This window comes from Streptomyces scabiei 87.22 (assembly GCF_000091305.1).
In the GTDB taxonomy this organism is placed as follows: domain Bacteria; phylum Actinomycetota; class Actinomycetes; order Streptomycetales; family Streptomycetaceae; genus Streptomyces; species Streptomyces scabiei.
The window spans coordinates 589,680-606,167 of record NC_013929.1; the positions used below are offsets into that span (position 1 = coordinate 589,680).

Consider the following 16,488-nt stretch of genomic DNA (forward strand, 5'->3'; position numbering starts at 1 on the left):
ATGGTTGCACGCCGGACCCGGGGTGGAACGGGCCCTTCCTGCCGGCAGGTGCCGCGGCGCGGCGGAGTCAGGGGGCCGTGGCGGACACGGCCGCGCCGAGCAGGGCTCGCGTCGCCGCGTGCCGAGGAGCGGCGAAGACCTCGGCGGTGGGTCCGGATTCCACGGCCCGGCCCGCCTCCAGCACGGTGACGGTGCTGGTGCGGTCGGCGATGAGGGACAGGTCGTGGCTGATGAGGACGAGGGTGGTGCCGTTGCGTTCGCGGAGGTCCGTCAACAGGTCCATGAGGGCGTGGCCCGTCTCGGCGTCGAGTGCGGAGGTGACCTCGTCGCAGATCAGGACGTCGGGCTCGGCGGCCAGGGCCCGGGCGACGGCGACCCGCTGCCGCTGCCCGCCGGACAGCTCGTGGGGGTAGCGGTCGGCGAACGCGGGCGGCAGGCCGACCTGTTCCAGGAGGTGCGCCACGCGCTGCGCGGTCTCCGCGGACGGGCAGCGGCGGTGCAGACGCAACGGGCGCCCCACGGCGTCGCCGACGCGGCGGCTGGGGTTCAGTGCGCCGAGCGGGTTCTGGGTGACGAGCTGCAGTCCCCGTCGCTGTGCGCGGGTGCGTCCGCGCAGTCCGGTGCTCAGGGCGGTGCCGGACAGCCGGATCGTGCCGGAGGTGCTGCGCTGGAGCCCCACGACGGTCCGGACCAGCGTGGTCTTGCCCGCGCCGGACACGCCCACGATGCCGACCGCCGCGCCGGGGGCGACGGTGAGGTCGACGCCGGTGAGCGCGGGCGTGCCGCGGAACGACACGTGCAGGTTCCGTACGTCGAGGGCCGGCGGGGTCCCGGGGAGCGGAGGAGCGGGGGCGGTGCGGGGTGTGAGCACGGGTGCGGGGCTCGGCGGGCGCGGTCGTGCGCCGAGTTCCACGATGTCGTCCGCGACGCGCTCGACCACGGCGTGGTCGTGGCAGGACAGGATGACGGCCAGGTGGTGTTCGCGGGCGAGGTGGCGCAGCAACTCGGCTATCTCGTCGCGCAGTTCGGGGTGGAGGCCGGCGGTGGGCTCGTCCAGGAGGAGGAGGTCGGGGCGGCGGGCCAGCGCGCGGGCGAGGGCGACACGGCGCTGTTGTCCGCCGGAGAGGGCGCCGGGACGGCGGCCCGCCAGGCGGCCGTCGTCCGGGAGGCGGACCTCGGCGAGGAGGGCGGCCACCGCCTTCGGGTCGCGGTCGGCGGCGAGTTCGCGGACCAGGGTGCGTACGCGCATCCGGGGGTTGAGTCCGGAGCCGGGGTCCTGGCCGACGTAGGCGAGACGGGTGCCGCGCAGGGTGCGCAGTTCGCGGTCGGTGAGGGCGAAGACGTCGTGGCCGAGGACGTCGACGTGTCCCGCTGTGCGGGTGGTGCCCGGCGGGAGGAGGCCGGTCAGGGCACGCAGCAGCGTGGTCTTGCCGGCGCCGGAGGGCCCGGTGAGGGCGAGGAGGCGCCCGGGGCGGGCGGTCAGCGACGCTTCGCTCAGCAGGTGCCGGCCGTCGGGCGCGGTGACGGTGAGGTCGCTGACGCGGACCGCCGGGGAGTCGTCGCCCGTGGGGTCGTCCGCCTTCGTGTACCGGCCGCGGGTGTGGCTCACAGGACGGTCACCGCCTTCCGGCCGGTCTGGGGTGCGAGGGTGGCGGCCGCGAGGTTGACGCTGAGGGCGAGCAGGCCGATGGCGATGCTCGGTGCGACGACGGCCCAGGGGTTGAGGAGGAGGCCGGAGGAGTTCTCGCGGACCATCAACGCCCAGTCCGCGGCCGGTGGTTGGGGGCCGACCTGGAGGAATCCGGCGGTGGCGACGAGGTAGACGGCGGCGACGAAGCGCAGGCCGAACAGGGCCAGCAGGGTGGCGCGCAGGTTGGGCAGGATCTCGCGGACGACCAGGTACCACAGGCGTTCGCCGCCTGCGGCCGCCGCCTCGACGTACCCGGCCTCGGCGATGGGGCGGGCCGCGCTCGCCGTGAGCCGGACGGCGTAGGGCACGCCGAGGACGACGGCGGCGGCGATGACGGCGAGGCGTCCGCCGTCGGGCCAGGACAGGGTGACGAGGAGGATGCCGAGCACGGCGGGGAGCAGCATCAGGACATCGGCGGTGCGCTCCACGAGGCGTCCGACGAGAGGGCGTACGGCTCCGATCGCGCCGAGCAGCGCGGCCGTGCCGGTGACGAGGAGGGCGACGAGGAGGGAGGAGAGCACCAGGTCGCGGCCGCCGGCCAGCAGGCGGGCGAGGACGTCCCGGCCGAGCTGGTCCCCGCCGAGGAGTGCGGCGGAGTCGGGGGTGGCGTAGGGGGCGGTCACCGGTGTGTCCACGGCGTGCGGGGCGATCCAGGGGCCGGCGAGGGCCAGTCCGATGAGGAGCAGGGCGGGGGTGGCGCGCAGGGCGGCTGCGATTTTCACCGTCGGACTCCCGTCGCGAGGTCGCGGACCAGGTCGGCCAGGAGCAGGACGGCGGTGAGGACGGCGCCGGAGAGGGCGGTGACGCCCGCGATGACGGGGCTGTCGCGGTCGCTGACGGCGGAGGCCAGGACGGAGCCGATCCCGGGGTGGTTGAAGATGGTCTCCACCACGACCGCGCCGCCCAGCAGCATGCCGGTGGAGGTGGCCAGGCCGGCGGCGATGGCGGGCAGGGCCCCGGGGAGCACGTGGTGGGTGAGGACGCGGTGGGGCGGCAGTCCGTCGAGGACGGCCGTCTCCACGTGGGGGGCGCGGGCCTCGTCGGCGAGTGCGGCGCGCACGATGCGGATGTTCCAGCCGGCCTGCGGGACGGTGAGGGCGAGGGCGGGCAGTACGAGCATGGTCCAGTCGGCGGGGGTTCCGTCGGCGCCGGTGAGGGTGACGGCGGGCAGCCATCCGGTCCACAGGGAGAACACCAGGACCAGGGCGACGGCGACGACGAACTCGGGCAGGGCGAGGACGGCCGTCGCCGTGGCGGACACGGCGCGGTCGACGCGGCCGCCCGGGCGCAGCGCGGCCCAGCAGCCCGCTGTGAGGGACACGAGCGCGGTGAGCAGCAGGGCGATGCCGCCGAGGAGCAGGGTGTTGGGGAAGGCGCTGGAGAGCAGGTCGGTGACCTTCTCGCCGCGCGCCGAGGTGCCGAGGTCGCCGGTGGGCAGGCCGGTCATCCAGTCCCCGAAGCGTTCGAGGACAGGGCGGTCCAGGCCGAGCTGCGCGCGGCGGGCGGCGACGTCGGCGGCGCTCTCCCCGCGTTCGGCGGTGGCGGTGGCGGCGTCGCCGGGCAGCAGTTCGACGGTGCCGAAGACGAGGGCGAGGAGCAGGGCGAGCAGGAGAGCGCGTTTCAGCAGGACCGCGCCCACCCGGGCGAGGACTCGGACAGGGGTGCGCGCCGACCGCCCGCCCGGGGTGACCCGGGAGGCGGCCGGCGCGGCGGTGTCGGGGGTCAACTGGCCAGCCACGCGCCTTCGAGCTGCACCCTTCCGTACCCGGGCAGGGTCGGCAGCCCGCGTACCTCGGCCCCGGCGAGGTCGATGCCGTCGGCCATGCCCCACAGGAGGTAGCCGGAGGCGTCGTACCCGATCTTCTGGAGCTCCTTCAGCAGGGCGGTGCGCTCGGCCGGGGCGGCGGTGCCGATGGCCTCCTCGTACGCCGTGTCGAAGTCCTCGTCCTTCCAGCCGGCCTCGTTGGTGCCGCTGTCGGAGACCATGGTCTTGCTGGCGAAGAAGACGACGGAGTCGTTGGTGCCCCAGTAGGTGGTGTAGAGGTCGCCCTTGAGCCAGGTCTTGTCCCAGAAAGTGGCCGATTCCTGCTTGACGACCTTGATCTTGACGCCGGCCTCGCGGGCCTGGGTGGCGAAGAGGGTGGCCGACTCGGCGAGTCCTGCGATGTCCTCGGTGGTGTACAGCTCGTAGGTCTTTGAGGTGTCGAACTTCGCCTCCTTCAGCAGGGCCTTGGCCTTGGTGAGGTCGCGGGTGCGCTGCGGGAGGTCCTTGGCGTAGGCGGGGTCGCCGGTGCCGAGGATGTCGTTGGCGACGGTGCCGTAGCCGGAGAGGACCTGCTTGACCATGGCCTCGCGGTCGACGGCCAGGCGCAGCGCCTCGCGGACCCTGGGATCGGCGAAGGGGCCGTCGGCGGTGCGCATGACGAGGGGCATCGCCATGTCGTTGGGGCGGCGGACGGCCTGGATGTCCTTGCGGCTCTCGGCCGTTCGGGCGGCGACGGCGCCGACGTTGGAGGCCAGGTCGATCTGGCCGGCGAGCAGGGCGCTCGCCATGGCCTGGGGGCTCTCGAAGATCTTGACCTCGATGGCGTCGAGGTGGACCTCGCCGCCGTACCAGTCGTCGTTGCGGACCAGGCGGGCGTTGCCGCCGCGGAACCAGTCGAGCTTGAAGGGCCCGGTGCCGGGGGCCTTGGCGATGTCCTTGTCGGTGGTGCCCTTGGGGACGACGAAGGTGGTCAGGCGGACCAGCAGGGGCAGTTCGGCGTTGGCGTAGTCGGAGACGATGACGACGGTGTCGGTGCCGTCGGCGGTGATGTTCTTCGCCTGGATGCCGGGCAGGCGGGAGGCACCGGAGGGGGTGGCGCGCAGCCGCTTCAGCGAGAAGACGACGTCCTCGGCGGTGACCGGTGTCCCGTCGTGGAAGGTGGCGCCCTTGGCGAGGGTGAACCGCCAGGTCTTCAGGTCCTTCGAGGGCTTCCAGCTCGCGGCGAGCCGGGGCTCGGTGTTGGGCTTGGCGCCGGGGACGGTGAGGGTGTCGTAGAGCAGGCTGATGATGAGGTAGTCGCTCTCGTTGGCCTGGCTGCCGTGCGGGTCGCGGGTGATGGCGCCGGCCCGGCCGAGCGCTCCGACGCGCAGGGTGCCGCCCTTGCGGGGCTTGGCCGAGTCACCGGTGGCCGACGCCGTGGGCTTCTCGTCGCCGCCACCGCAGGCGGTGAGCATGACGCCCGCGCCGATGGCGCCGCCGGCCCAGAGCAGTTGACGTCGCGTCAGGTCCACTTGTCCCTCAATTTCCCGCTGTTGGCTTGATTTGCTTAGCCTTACCTATCTTGTGTGGCGGCTGTATGACAAGACCGCCCCGTATGTGATCTTCATCAACTTAGGCAAGCCTTCCCTGACTGCCTAGGGCTGGCTATGTTTCCGGAGGCCGACCGGAGCCGCGCCTGACCACGCGGCCCCTCCCGGGTGGCCTTCTTCGCCATGCCCGTCGACCGCTCGGCACAGCCCCACCCGCAGTTCACGCACCGCGCCCGCACACGCATTCCGCACCGGAACGGACGGACCCCCCATGCCCACGGGTAGCACTCCCGTACGCCTGCTCGACGGCGACTCGGTCGCCGAACTGACCGCCGCCGCACACACCCTCCTCGCCGCACACGACGGCGACCCCACCCACCCCGGCCTGCTGGCCCGAGTCCCGGCCGTCGCCGCCTCGTTGAGCGAACCGATCCGCCACGCCTGCCGCCCCGTCGACACCGCCGACGGACTCTTCGTCCTGCGCGGCCTGCGCGTCGACGACGACGCCGTCGGCCCCACCCCGGACCACTGGTCCACCGCCGGGCACGCCGGCGCCGTCCACGACGTGGTCCTGCTCCTGCTGTCGACGGTGATGGGCACCCCCATCGCCTGGGAAGGCCAGCAGGACGGCCGGTTCGTGCACAACATCGTGCCGAGCCCCGGCCACGAGGAGGAGCAGACCGGCGCCAGCAGCAGCGTGCTGCTCAGCCCGCACACCGAGGACGCCTTCCACCCGGGCCGCGCCCATCTGCTGATCCTCGGCTGCGTGCGCAACCCCGACTCCGTCGCCACCACGGCCGCCGGCATCCGGAACGTCGAACTCTCCGACGCCGACGTGGAGTTGCTGAGCCGCCCGGTGCTGCCGATCCTCCCCGACGACGCCTACGAGGAGGCCCGGGCGTACCAGGGCACCCCGCCGCCCGTGCCCACCCTGTGGCAGTCGCACGAGGGCCTGACCCTGCGCTTCGACCCGGCCTACACTCCGCTGGAGCAGGCGCCCGAGGACCACCGAGCGGCCTACGCCCGCCTGGAGGACGAACTCGCCCGCGTCAGCGTGGCCGTGAGCCTGGAGCCCGGCGAGGTCCTGGTCGTGGACAACGACCTGGTCGTGCACGGACGGGTCCCCTTCAAGGCCCGGTACGACGGCAGCGACCGCTGGCTGAAACGTTCCTCCGTGCGGGCGAAGGGCCGCCGGACGCGCCCGCCCGCCGAGGAGTCGGAGCACGGCTACGGGCAGGCCGCCGTGGAGGCCCACGCATGACCGGCACCGACAGCACCGGAGGAACCGCGATGACGCCCGACGACACGACCCTGCGCATCCTCGGCACCAGCGACGTGGCCGGCATCGACATCTCCCTCGCCGACGTCGTGTCCGTGGTGGAACAGGCCTACCGCACCCTCGCCGACGGACAGTCCGACAACCCCCAGAAGCTCACCGTCAAACCGCAGGACGGCCACTCGGTGGCGTACGCGATGCTCGGCCGCGACGGCGTGCGCGGCGTGGTCGCGGTGAAGACCTCGTACAAGTACGGGCTGCACGAGGACCGCGACAAGCAGCACTACTACACGACACTGACGCTGTACGACGACGAGAGCGGACTGCCGGTCGCGATGCTGGACTGCGGCCGGGTCGGTGCCCTGCGCACCCCCGCGGTCTCCGCACTCCTGGCCCGCGAACTGGCCGCACCCGGCGCCCGCAGCGCCCTGGTCGTCGGCACCGGCACCCAGGGGCGGCTCGCCCTGCCGTTCCTGCTGACCACGCTGCCCGGCCTGGAACGGCTCATGCTCTTCGGCACGCATCCGGACGGCATACGGGCGGTGCGCGAGCAGCTGCGCACCCACTTCCCCGACCGTGAGCTGGAGGTCGTCACCGATCTGCGGGCGGCGGCCGGGGACGCGGACATCGTGCTGGCCACCGCCGGTCCGAACACCCCCGCCTCCGTGGACGCCGAGTGGCTCAAGCCCGCGGCCCTGTCCGTCCTCATCGGCTACGGCATCGCGCCCTCGACCCTGCACCGCGCCGACCGGGTGATCGCCACCAGCACCGCCCAGATGCGGGTCACCGGCGTGGACATGGCCGACGCCGACGGCCGACTGCCCGAGGTGGACGCCGAGTTCCCCGAGGTGCTCGCCGGCCGCGCCGAGGGCCGCACCGACGCCGGGCAGCGGATCTTCGCCTACAACAGCGGGCTCGTCGTCACCGACATCGCCCTCGGCCACCGGTTCGCCCAACTGGCCCTCGCCCAGGGCCTGGGCACGGCGGTGCCCCTGTGGAAGTGACGGCCGCGCTCCCCTCCCACACCACGCCCGAGGTGCGGGCCCTGCTCGGCGACGCGCTGCTGCACGAGCTGAGCCACGGCCTGCGCGGCCCGTACCACGTGCTGCTGCCGGAGCGGTTCGACGCCAACGCGGCCGCTTTCCGCCGGGTGTTCGCCGAGGCGGGCGTGGACGGCCGGGTGTACTACGCGAAGAAGGCCAACAAGGCGGCCGTCTACGCCGAGCGGGCCGCCGTGGCCGGACTGGGCGTCGACGTGGCGAGCCAGGGCGAGCTGCGCGAGGCCCTGGCCGCCGGAGTGCGCGGCGAGGACCTGGTCGTGACCGGCCCCGCCAAGGTGGACGACCTGCTGCGCGTGGCCGTGCTCCAGGGCGCCCTGATCGCGGTGGACGCACTCGACGAACTCGATCGGCTCCTCTCACTCGCGGAGCAACTCGGCCGCACCGCACGGGTCCTGCTGCGCAGGCTCCCCCCTGGGCAGCCGCACAGCCGCTTCGGCCTGGACGACGGCGAGCTGGACGCGGCCCTGCGGCGGTGCGTCACCGGTCCCGTCGAGATGGAGGGCTTCAGCTTCCACCTCTCCGGCTACGACACGCGTCAGCGCGCCGATCTGGCGGCCGAGTCGATCGGCCTGTGCACGCGCGCCCGCGCACTCGGACTGCGTGCGGACCGGATCAGCATCGGCGGCGGCTTCGCCGTGGACTACGTCGGTGCCGAGGAGTGGCGGCGGTTCGAGGAGAGCCGGCGCCCCGAGCACTTCCACGCCGAGAAGTCCTTCGGGGGTTTCTACCCGTACCACTCCCCCGTCGCGGGCGCCGACGCCCTGCGGACGATCCTGGCGACCACCCCGGCCGGTGCGGGCGAGGGCACCACCCTCGCCGGGCTGCTGCGGGCGGCCGGTGTCACCCTGCTCGTCGAACCGGGACGGGCCCTGCTGGACCAGGCCGGGTTCACCGTGTTCCGGGTCCAGGGCGTCAAGGAGCGCGACGGCTACGCGCTCCTCACGGTCGACGGCAGCAGCCTCAGCCTCTCGGAGCAGTGGTTCGACAGCGAGTTCCTGCCCGATCCGGTGCTGGTGCCGGCCGGTAGCGGTCCGAGGGCCGACGCGGGGCCGTACCCGGCCTGCGTGGGGGCGGCCACCTGTCTGGAGTCGGACATGCTGACCTGGCGGAAGGTCCCCTTCCCCCTGCGTCCGGCCGCCGGTGACCTGCTCGTGTACCTCAACACGGCGGGATACCAGATGGACTCCAACGAGTCGCCGTTCCACGACCTCCCACTGCCCCCGAAGGCCGTCGTCGAGCCCTCGGCCTCCCCCTTCCGCTGGCGCCTCGACCGCCACCCCCACTGAAGCCCCCCACCGAAGCCCCAGGAGCCCTCCATGGACGACCCCCTGTACCGGCCGCCCGTCGTGCGGCAGGTCTCCGAACTCATCGGCGCCACCCCGCTGTTCGAGCTGGCCCGCACGGAGAGCGACACCCGGCTGCTGCTGAAGCTGGAACAGTTCAACCCGACCGGCACCGCCAAGATACGCATGGCCCGGCAGATGGTCGTCGACGCCGAGGAACGCGGACTGCTGCGCCCCGGCGGCCGGATCGTCGAGTCGACCTCCGGCAACACCGGGCTCGGCCTGGCCGTCGTGGCCGCCGAGCGCGGCTACACCTTCACCGCCGTCGTCGACCATCACGCCGCCGTCGACAAGCTGCGCGCGATGAAGGCCCTCGGCGCGGAGCTGGTGTACGTCGCCGAGGAGGGCGACGGGGACCTGGCCACCGCCGCCCGCGAGGAGTTCGCGGAGAAGCTGGCCGCCGAGTCGGACAACGCCTACTTCACCGAGCAGCACAACAACATGGCCAACGGCGTCGGCTACCACCCGGTGGCCCGGGAACTCCACGCCGCGCTGGACGGCCGGATCGACATCCTCATCGGCGCGGTCGGCACCGGCGGCGGACTGTTCGGGACCGGGGGCCCGCTGCGGGAGACCGTGCCGGGGCTGCGGATCGTCGGCGTGGAACCGAAGGGCTCGATCGCGTTCGGACCGCCCGCGCACGACTACCACCAGTCGGGCACCGGCACGCCCGAGGGCGCCACGATCGGCGCCATGGTCGACTACTCGCTGCTGGACGAGGGCGTGAAGGTCGGCGACGTCGAGGCGTTCGCCACCGCGCGGGCCGTCGCCCGGCGCACCGGACTGCTCCTCGGCGGCTCGGCCGGCGGAGTCGTGCACGAAGCACTGACCCGGCTGTCCACGCTGCCTCCCGGCACCACTATGGTCGCGTTGATCAACGACGGCGGGGAGAAGTACATGGACACCGTCTTCGACGACGACTGGATGGCCGCCCGTGCGCTCCTCTCCCCCCAGGTGGAGCGCGAGATCGACGAGCTGCTGACCAAGCTCCGCCACGCCCCCTCACCCGAGCCCTCGCAGGAAACCGTCTGATGCCACCCGCCCTGACCCGCCTCCTCACCGACAGCCGCGCCCTGGCGACCCTCGCCGTCCCGCTCGCGCTCACCCAGCTCGCCCAGGTCGCGCTCACCACCACCGACACGATCATGATGGGCCTGCTGGGCACCGAGGCGCTGGCCGCCGGCGGTCTCGCGCTGGTCATCTTCAACCAGCTGCGGACCATGGGGGTCGGGCTGGTGACCGCCGTCGGCAACCAGGTCGCCGCGGCGGACGCGCGCACCGAGTCCCAGGGCGCGGACGCGGACGCCGGCGCGGCGGAGACCGCTCTTGAGGAGGTTCGGGACCTGGTCCGGGCGAGCCTGCTGCTGTCCACGCTCGCCGGTCTCGCGGGCGCGCTGCTGATGGTGGGGATCGGGCACCTCGTGGTCCACCTCGGCCAGGACCCGGACGTCGTCGACGCGGCGAAGCCCGTCCTGTACGCGCTGGCGCCCGGCCTGCTGCCCTGCCTGTGGTTCCAGGCGATACGGCAGTTCACCGTCGGCATGCGCCGCCCCCAGGCGCTGCTGCGCATCACCATCGCCTCGATCGCCGTCAACGTCGGCCTCAACTGGGTCTTCATCCACGGCACTTGGGGCCTGCCGAAGCTGGGCCTGCCGGGCATCGGGCTCGCCACGACCTCCGTGTACGCGCTGTCGTTCCTGGCGCTGTACCTCTCCGCCCGGCGCGATCCCCGGCTGGCGCCGGTGCTGTCGCTGAGCATCTGGAAGACCCGCCCGGCCACCCTGCGCCGCCTCACCGCACTGGGCGCGCCGATCGCCGCCACCTACGGCTCCGAGGCGGGGTTCTTCTCCGTCGTCGCCCTGCTGGTGGGCAGCTTCGGCACGGCCGCGCTGGCCGCGCACACCGCCGTCAACCAGCTCGTCTACATCGTCTTCCAGATCGCCGTCGGTCTCTCCCACGCCGCCTCCCTCGGGGTGAGCCGTGAGCTGGCCCTCGGCAACACGGCGGCCGCCCAGCGGCTGAAGTCCACCGCTCTGGCGTGCGCCGCCGCCGTGATGGCGGTCGTGGCGGTCCTGTACGCCGCGGTGCCGGGCCTGGTGCTGGCCCCGTTCTTCGAGGGCGAGAGCCGCACGGCCACCGACCTCGCGACGAGCCTGCTGCTGATCGCCGCGGTGATGCAGTTCTTCGACTGCGCCCAGAACATCGGCGTCGGCCTCCTGCGCGGCCTCGACGACACCAAGGGCGGCTTCCGCATCACGCTGGTCGGCTACTGGCTCGTCGGCCTCCCCGCCGCCCTGCTCCTCGGCTTCGCCACGGGCTGGGACACGGTGGGCATCTGGCTCGGCCTCCTCACCGGCCTCGCCACCACCGCACTCCTGCTGCTCCGCCGCTTCAACAAGGGCGTACGGCTACGGAACGCGGCCACGGCGATGGCGGCCTGAGGTCACACCCCCCGCGGTGCCGGTGCCGGACGTTCCCCCGAGCCTCGGATGATGAGGCGGGTGGGGACCGTGATCGTGCGGGCGCGGGTGCGGTCGCCGTCCAGGCGGGCCAGGGCGACGGTCGCGGCGGTTCTGCCGAGTTCCTCGGGGTTCTGGGCGACCACGGTCAGGGCCGGTTCGAGGGCGTCGGCGAGGGCCACGTCGTCGAAGGCGACGACCGCCACGTCCTTGCGTCCGGTGCGGGCGAGTTCGGTCACTATCCCGAGCGCCACGATGTTGTTGCCGGCGAACAGGGCGGTGGGCGGGTCCGCCAGGCCCAGGAGCTGGGACGTGGCGGCGGAGGCACCGCGCTGGTCGTGGGCGTTGGTGATCAGGGCGCGGTCGGCGGGGAGGCCGGCCTCCTGGAGGGCGGAGCGGTAACCGGTCAGACGCTCGCGGCGGGTGTACAGCTTGGCGGGCAGGTCACCGATGAAGCCGATGCGGCGGTGGCCGTGGGCGATCAGGTGGGCGACGCCGTCGTGGGCGCCCGTACGGTTGCTGCTGACGACATGGTCCGTGGCCAGGGCCGCTCCGGGGCGGTCGAGGAACACGACGGGCAGCCCGGCGGCGCGGTGCGACTTGAGGTGGGAGTGGTCGGCGCCGACGGACGGCACGACCATGAGGATGCTGATGCGGCGGGCCAGGAACTTGTCCGTCAGGGCGCGTTCGCGGTCCGGGTCGTCGGCGCTGGACCCCATGAGCAGGGTCAGGCCCCGGTCGCGGACGGTGTCCTCGATGCTGCTGGCCACGGCCCCGAAGAAGGGGTTGCCGAGGTCGGGGATGACCAGTCCGACGGTGGTGTCGGGGCCGCCGACCCGGATGTTGCGGGCCATGAGGTTCGGCTGGAAGCCCAGCTTGGCCACGGCGGCCATCACCTGTTCCCGCGTCTGGGCGGAGGCGGGTCCGTCCTCGTTGAGGACACGGGAGACGGTCTTGGCGCTGACGCCCACTTCGCGGGCGACGTCGGCCAGGGTGGGGCGGCGGTTCGCTGCCATGGTGGAACGGTCTCCCTGCGCTCGTCGGTTCCGGCCGCGGCCTTCGGCCGGAACCCGTGAGTGGCTCGAATCGTGGCGGCGTCAGTCGGCCTGGACGCCGGCGGCCTTCGCCGCCGCGGAATCCGCAACGACAGTATCCCCGGCCTCGTCGACGGTGAGCGCACCGGTCATGATGGCGACGACCTCGGCCATGGAGTAGTCGGAGGGCTTGATCACGGCGGCCCGCCTGCCGAGGCGGTGGACGTGGATCCGGTCGGCGATCTCGAAGACGTGCGGCATGTTGTGGCTGATGAGGACGACCGGCAGACCCTTGTCGCGGACCCGGCGAATCAGGTCGAGGACCTGGCCGGACTCCTTGACGCCGAGGGCGGCGGTGGGTTCGTCCATCACGACGACCGAGCGGGCCCAGGCCACGGAGCGGGCGACCGCGACGGCCTGACGCTGTCCGCCGGACAGGGTCTCGACCGACTGGGTCAGCGAGCGCAGTCCGATCTTCAGGTCGGCCATGTGCTCGGCGGCCTCGTCGCGCATGCGCTTCTTGTCGAGCATGCGGAAGACACTGCCGAGGACACCGGGCCGACGCAGTTCGCGTCCGAGGAACATGTTGGAGGCGATGTCCATGGAGGCGGCCACGGCGAGGTCCTGATAGACCGTCTCGATGCCGTGGGCACGGGCGCTCTGCGGTCCGGCGAAGGTGATCGGTTCGCCGTTGAGACGGATCTCGCCCTCGTCGGGGGTGACCGCTCCGGTGAGGGCCTTGATGAGGCTGGTCTTGCCCGCGCCGTTGTCGCCGATGACGGCGAGGACCTCGCCGGGCAGCAGATCGAAGTCGGCGCCGTCGATGGCGGTGACATGGCCGTAGCGCTTGACCAGGCCGCGGGCCTGCAGAACGGGCGTGACGGTGCTGGTGGCGGTCATCGTGCCTTCTTCCGGGAGATCTGGTCGACGGTCACCGCGAGGATCACCAGGACGCCGGTGATCAGGGTCTGGTAGATGGACGCGACGCCCATCAGCTGCAGACCGTTGCGGAAGACACCGACGATGAGGACGCCGATGAACGTGCCGAGCACCGAGCCGCGGCCGCCGAAGAGGCTGGTGCCGCCGAGGACCACGGCGGTGATGCTGTCGAGGTTGTCGGTCTGCCCGGCCTGCGGGTCACCGACGCCGGTGCGGGAGATGAGCAGCAGGGCGGCGATGCCGTAGAGGATGCCGGCGACGGTGTAGACGCCGATGGTGAGCCGGCCCGTGCGGATGCCGTTCAGGCGCGCGGCCTCCGGGCTGTTGCCCAGCGCGTAGACGTGGCGGCCCCAGCCGGTGTTGCTCAGGGTGTAGGCGAGCAGAAGGAACAGGGCGATCGTGACCAGGGACCCGTAGGTGATGTCGGTCTTGCCGAGCGGGAAGGTCTGTCCCAAAGCCGTGAGCGGGCCGGGGAGGTTGGTGACGGTCTGTTCCTCGGAATAGATGTGGGTCAGGGCGAACGCCACGTTGAGCATGCCGAGGGTGACGATGAACGGCGGCAGCGGGATCTTCTGCACCAGCAGCCCGTTGAGCAGTCCGAAGCCGCCGCAGACGACCAGGCCCAGGGCGATGGCGGCGAGCGGGGGCAGGGAGCCCTCCGCGGCCATCTTGGCGATCATGATGCTGCCGAACGCCATCACGGCACCGCACGACAGGTCGATGCCCGCCGTGAGGATGATCAGGGTCTGTCCGATGGCGAGGGTGCCGACGACCATGACCTGCTGCACGATCAGCGAGAAGTTCCCGCCGGTGAGGAACTGGTCGGAGGAGAGGGAGAAGAAGGCGCAGGCCAGGATCAGGGCGACCAGGGGACCGGTGGTCGGTGCCGTGAGCAGCCGGCGGGCCGGATTGGGTGCTTTGAGCTCGGCGTACGGCGAGGACGTGCCCGGAGGTGTGGTCGTGGCAGTCATGCGAAGTCCTTGTCGTCAAGACAGAGGTCGTCGCCCGCGCTGATCGGGAGGATCGGCGGACAGGAGGACGGGCGGGCGGCCGCCCCGGTCGGAGGGAGGGGGCGGCCGCCCCGCTGAAGGGTGAGGCCCCGTCGCAGGGCCTCGGGGAGCGGCTCAGCCCCAGCAGTTCTCCAGGCCGTAGACGGTGTCCTTGGAGGTGACCCCGTCCTGCGGCTTGTCGGTGATCAGGGTGACGCCCGTGTCGGTGTAACCGGATGCCTTCTTGCCGTCCTTGGCGTACGTGACGACGGCCTTGACACCCTCGGCGGCCATCTTCAGCGGGTACTGCTGCGAGGTCGCGGCGATCTTGCCGTCCTTGACGGCCTGGGTGCCGGTGCAGCCGCCGTCGACGGAGACGATCAGGACGTCCTTCTCGCGGCCCTTGGCCTTGAGCGCGGTGTACGCGCCGAGCGCGGCCGGCTCGTTGATCGTGTAGACGACGTTGATGTCCGGCTCCTTCTGGAGGCAGTTCTCCATCGCCGTCTGGCCCTTGGCCTGGTCGCCGCCGGTGTCCTGGGCACAGGCGACGTCCTTGTCGGTGGCGCCGAAGCCCTTGAGGAATCCGTTGTGCCGCTGGACGCCGACGGAGACGCCGGGCGCGAGGTCGAGGGCGGCTATCTTCGCCTTCTTGCCCTTCATGGCGGCCTTGGCGTACTCGCCGATCAGCTCGCCCGCCTTGAGGTTGTCGGTGGCGAACAGGGCGTCGACGGCGCTCTCGGGCTCGGTGGGGGTGTCGAGGGCGATCACGAGGACGCCCTTGGCCTTGGCCTTCTCGATCGCGGGCACGATGGCCTTGGAGTCGCTCGGGGTGATCAGGATGCCCTTCACACCGGCGGCCACCATGTTCTCGATGGCGGTGACCTGACCGGCGTTGTCGCCGTCGAACTTGCCGGCCGCCGTCATCAGCTTGACGCCCTCGGCGTCCGCGGCCTTCTCGGCGCCTTCCTTCATCTTCACGAAGAACGGGTTGGTGTCGGTCTTGGTGATCAGACCGACCTTGACCTCGCCCGAACCGGAGCCCGAGCCCGAGCCGGTGGAGGTGGAACCCGAGCCGGATCCGCAAGCCGTCAGGGTGAGGGCCGCGACGCCCGCGACGGCGGCAGTTCTGACGAGGGAGGAGGACAGGCGAGCGGTACGAGACATGTGCGACTCCTGTGGGATAGCGGACGGCGCGGAGGTCAGGTTCGGTGCGCACCGTCCGGGGGTGTCATCGTTGACTTATGTCATCGTTGACACTGCCTGGCGAGGATGATGGACTCCGTCTCCCGGAAACGTCAATGCCCTGCACTCGTCACAAATCGGCAACGTAGGCGCCCGTCGCCCCCGCAGCCGTCCGGCAGCGGGGGCGGGGCGCGTCCGGCAGGCCCCTTCGTTCGTCAGAGAAGAGCAGCTCATGAGCCCGCGTCAGATCACCGTTCTGGGAGAGTGCGTCGCGGACGCCTTCGCCGAACCCTCCAGCGCCTCGAACGAACTCGCCCTGCGCGTCCTGCCGGGCGGCGGTCCCGCGAACACGGCCGTGGCCCTGGCCCGGCTGGGGACCCCGGCCCGCTTCCTCGCCCGGTTGTCCGGCGATGTGTTCGGCCGCCTGTTCCGGGCGCATCTGGAGGCGTCCGGGGTGGACCTGTCGAGCGCCGTCCGGGCCGCCGAGCCCAGCACCCTCGCCGTGGCGGAGCTGGACTCGACGGGGCAGGCCAGCTTCTCCTTCCACGCCCAGAACACGGCCGACTGGCAGTGGACGGCCGCCGAGCTGGCACGGGTGGACCTGTCCGGAACCGCCTGTCTGCACACCGGGTCACTGGCCCTCGTGCGGGAACCCGGCGCGGCGGCGGTGGAGGAATTCCTGGCGGCGGCCGCCCCGACCGCGACCATCAGCATCGACCCCAACGTCCGCCCCCTGCTGGTGCGGCCCGAGGTCTACCGTGCCCGGCTGGCCCACTGGTGCGCCCTCACCGACGTGCTGCGGCTGAGCGAGGACGACCTGGAGCTGCTGCTGCCGGGCACCCCGCCGGAGCAGGCGTGCGACATCTGGCACGCGGCCGGCGCCCGGCTCGTGGTGATCACGCGCGGCGCAGACGGCGTCCTGGCCTCGCTCGACGGCGAGCGCGTGCGGGTGTCCGCCGTGCGCACGGCGGTCGCCGACACGGTCGGGGCGGGGGACTCCTTCACCGCCGGGCTGCTGCACCACCTCGGCGCCCGCGGCCTCCTCGGCGGCCGGCTCACGGGGCTCCGCCTCGACGACGTCGCGGAGGCGTGCCGCTTCGCCGTCCGGGTCGCCGCCCTGACCTGCTCGGTGGTGGGCCCCAACCCGCCGTGGGAGAACCAGTTGACGCAGCTCACCACGGCCGACCTCGTCTGACGGCCGCCGCGCCGACCTCGCTGCGG

Annotated in this window: 14 protein-coding genes; 6 read left to right on the forward strand and 8 right to left on the reverse strand. The window is 72.4% G+C overall.

Annotation, left to right across the window (positions count from 1 at the left end; translation table 11 throughout):
- Positions 1-67: 67 nt before the first annotated feature.
- From SCAB_RS02415 to SCAB_RS02430, 4 genes are all read right to left on the reverse strand, one after another.
- Entirely contained in the window at positions 68-1,609 is a 1,542-nt protein-coding gene (locus SCAB_RS02415) for an ABC transporter ATP-binding protein (RefSeq protein WP_012998458.1), read from the reverse strand.
- Positions 1,606-2,412 carry an ABC transporter permease gene (locus SCAB_RS02420; RefSeq protein WP_012998459.1) on the reverse strand — a complete coding sequence of 269 codons (807 nt, stop codon included), beginning with the start codon at positions 2,410-2,412 and terminating at the stop codon, positions 1,606-1,608. The genes SCAB_RS02415 and SCAB_RS02420 overlap by 4 nt, the downstream gene beginning before the upstream one ends.
- On the reverse strand, positions 2,409-3,329 hold the full coding sequence (locus tag SCAB_RS02425; RefSeq protein WP_012998460.1) for an ABC transporter permease: 921 nt from the start codon (positions 3,327-3,329) through the stop codon (positions 2,409-2,411). The genes SCAB_RS02420 and SCAB_RS02425 overlap by 4 nt, the downstream gene beginning before the upstream one ends.
- An 83-nt stretch (positions 3,330-3,412) precedes the next feature.
- Positions 3,413-4,966, reverse strand: a complete 1,554-nt coding sequence (locus SCAB_RS02430) for an ABC transporter substrate-binding protein (RefSeq protein ID WP_012998461.1) — start codon at positions 4,964-4,966, stop codon at positions 3,413-3,415.
- A 289-nt stretch (positions 4,967-5,255) separates the two neighbouring features.
- Here SCAB_RS02430 and SCAB_RS02435 point away from each other — a divergent pair, with 289 nt between their 5' ends.
- Genes SCAB_RS02435 through SCAB_RS02455 form a run of 5 tightly spaced genes read left to right on the forward strand, consistent with a single transcriptional unit; the run spans position 5,256 to position 11,105 of the window.
- Positions 5,256-6,245, forward strand: coding sequence for a TauD/TfdA family dioxygenase (locus tag SCAB_RS02435; protein ID WP_012998462.1), 990 nt, complete (start codon positions 5,256-5,258; stop codon positions 6,243-6,245).
- Positions 6,242-7,264: an ornithine cyclodeaminase family protein gene (locus SCAB_RS02440; RefSeq protein WP_012998463.1), complete on the forward strand. Its 1,023-nt coding sequence runs from the start codon at positions 6,242-6,244 to the stop codon at positions 7,262-7,264. Before SCAB_RS02435 ends, SCAB_RS02440 begins: the two co-directional genes overlap by 4 nt.
- Positions 7,261-8,607, forward strand: a complete 1,347-nt coding sequence (locus tag SCAB_RS02445; protein WP_012998464.1) for an alanine racemase — start codon at positions 7,261-7,263, stop codon at positions 8,605-8,607. Before SCAB_RS02440 ends, SCAB_RS02445 begins: the two co-directional genes overlap by 4 nt.
- 30 nt (positions 8,608-8,637) lie before the next feature.
- The gene (locus tag SCAB_RS02450) at positions 8,638-9,696 is read left to right on the forward strand and encodes a cysteine synthase family protein (protein ID WP_012998465.1); all 1,059 of its coding nucleotides are present in this window, start codon (positions 8,638-8,640) and stop codon (positions 9,694-9,696) included.
- The gene (locus SCAB_RS02455) at positions 9,696-11,105 is read left to right on the forward strand and encodes an MATE family efflux transporter (protein ID WP_012998466.1); all 1,410 of its coding nucleotides are present in this window, start codon (positions 9,696-9,698) and stop codon (positions 11,103-11,105) included. Before SCAB_RS02450 ends, SCAB_RS02455 begins: the two co-directional genes overlap by 1 nt.
- Before the next feature lie 2 nt (positions 11,106-11,107).
- On the opposite strand, the gene SCAB_RS02460 is transcribed toward SCAB_RS02455, so the two are convergent.
- The 4 genes from SCAB_RS02460 to SCAB_RS02475 form a co-directional block, all read right to left on the reverse strand.
- The gene (locus SCAB_RS02460) at positions 11,108-12,139 is read right to left on the reverse strand and encodes a LacI family DNA-binding transcriptional regulator (RefSeq protein WP_012998467.1); all 1,032 of its coding nucleotides are present in this window, start codon (positions 12,137-12,139) and stop codon (positions 11,108-11,110) included.
- An 81-nt stretch (positions 12,140-12,220) separates the two neighbouring features.
- The gene (locus SCAB_RS02465; RefSeq protein WP_012998468.1) at positions 12,221-13,057 is read right to left on the reverse strand and encodes an ATP-binding cassette domain-containing protein; all 837 of its coding nucleotides are present in this window, start codon (positions 13,055-13,057) and stop codon (positions 12,221-12,223) included.
- Complete coding sequence (locus tag SCAB_RS02470) at positions 13,054-14,067, reverse strand: ABC transporter permease (protein WP_012998469.1); 1,014 nt, start codon at positions 14,065-14,067, stop codon at positions 13,054-13,056. Before SCAB_RS02470 ends, SCAB_RS02465 begins: the two co-directional genes overlap by 4 nt.
- Positions 14,068-14,220: 153 nt before the next feature.
- Positions 14,221-15,249 carry a sugar ABC transporter substrate-binding protein gene (locus SCAB_RS02475; protein WP_012998470.1) on the reverse strand — a complete coding sequence of 343 codons (1,029 nt, stop codon included), beginning with the start codon at positions 15,247-15,249 and terminating at the stop codon, positions 14,221-14,223.
- A 250-nt stretch (positions 15,250-15,499) separates the two neighbouring features.
- Here SCAB_RS02475 and SCAB_RS02480 point away from each other — a divergent pair, with 250 nt between their 5' ends.
- Positions 15,500-16,462, forward strand: a complete 963-nt coding sequence (locus tag SCAB_RS02480; RefSeq protein WP_012998471.1) for a carbohydrate kinase family protein — start codon at positions 15,500-15,502, stop codon at positions 16,460-16,462.
- Positions 16,463-16,488 lie beyond the last annotated feature (26 nt).

Bases quoted from the DNA above. Each gene is read 5' to 3' on its own strand.
- SCAB_RS02450 (WP_012998465.1), top strand. From the start codon at position 8,638: ATGGACGACCCCCTGTACCGGCCGCCCGTCGTGCGGCAGGTCTCCGAA.
- SCAB_RS02440 (WP_012998463.1), top strand. From the start codon at position 6,242: ATGACCGGCACCGACAGCACCGGAGGAACCGCGATGACGCCCGACGAC.
- SCAB_RS02470 (WP_012998469.1), bottom strand. From the start codon at position 14,067: ATGACTGCCACGACCACACCTCCGGGCACGTCCTCGCCGTACGCCGAG.
- SCAB_RS02460 (WP_012998467.1), bottom strand. From the start codon at position 12,139: ATGGCAGCGAACCGCCGCCCCACCCTGGCCGACGTCGCCCGCGAAGTG.
- SCAB_RS02435 (WP_012998462.1), top strand. From the start codon at position 5,256: ATGCCCACGGGTAGCACTCCCGTACGCCTGCTCGACGGCGACTCGGTC.
- SCAB_RS02480 (WP_012998471.1), top strand. From the start codon at position 15,500: ATGAGCCCGCGTCAGATCACCGTTCTGGGAGAGTGCGTCGCGGACGCC.
- SCAB_RS02455 (WP_012998466.1), top strand. From the start codon at position 9,696: ATGCCACCCGCCCTGACCCGCCTCCTCACCGACAGCCGCGCCCTGGCG.
- SCAB_RS02475 (WP_012998470.1), bottom strand. From the start codon at position 15,249: ATGTCTCGTACCGCTCGCCTGTCCTCCTCCCTCGTCAGAACTGCCGCC.
- SCAB_RS02465 (WP_012998468.1), bottom strand. From the start codon at position 13,057: ATGACCGCCACCAGCACCGTCACGCCCGTTCTGCAGGCCCGCGGCCTG.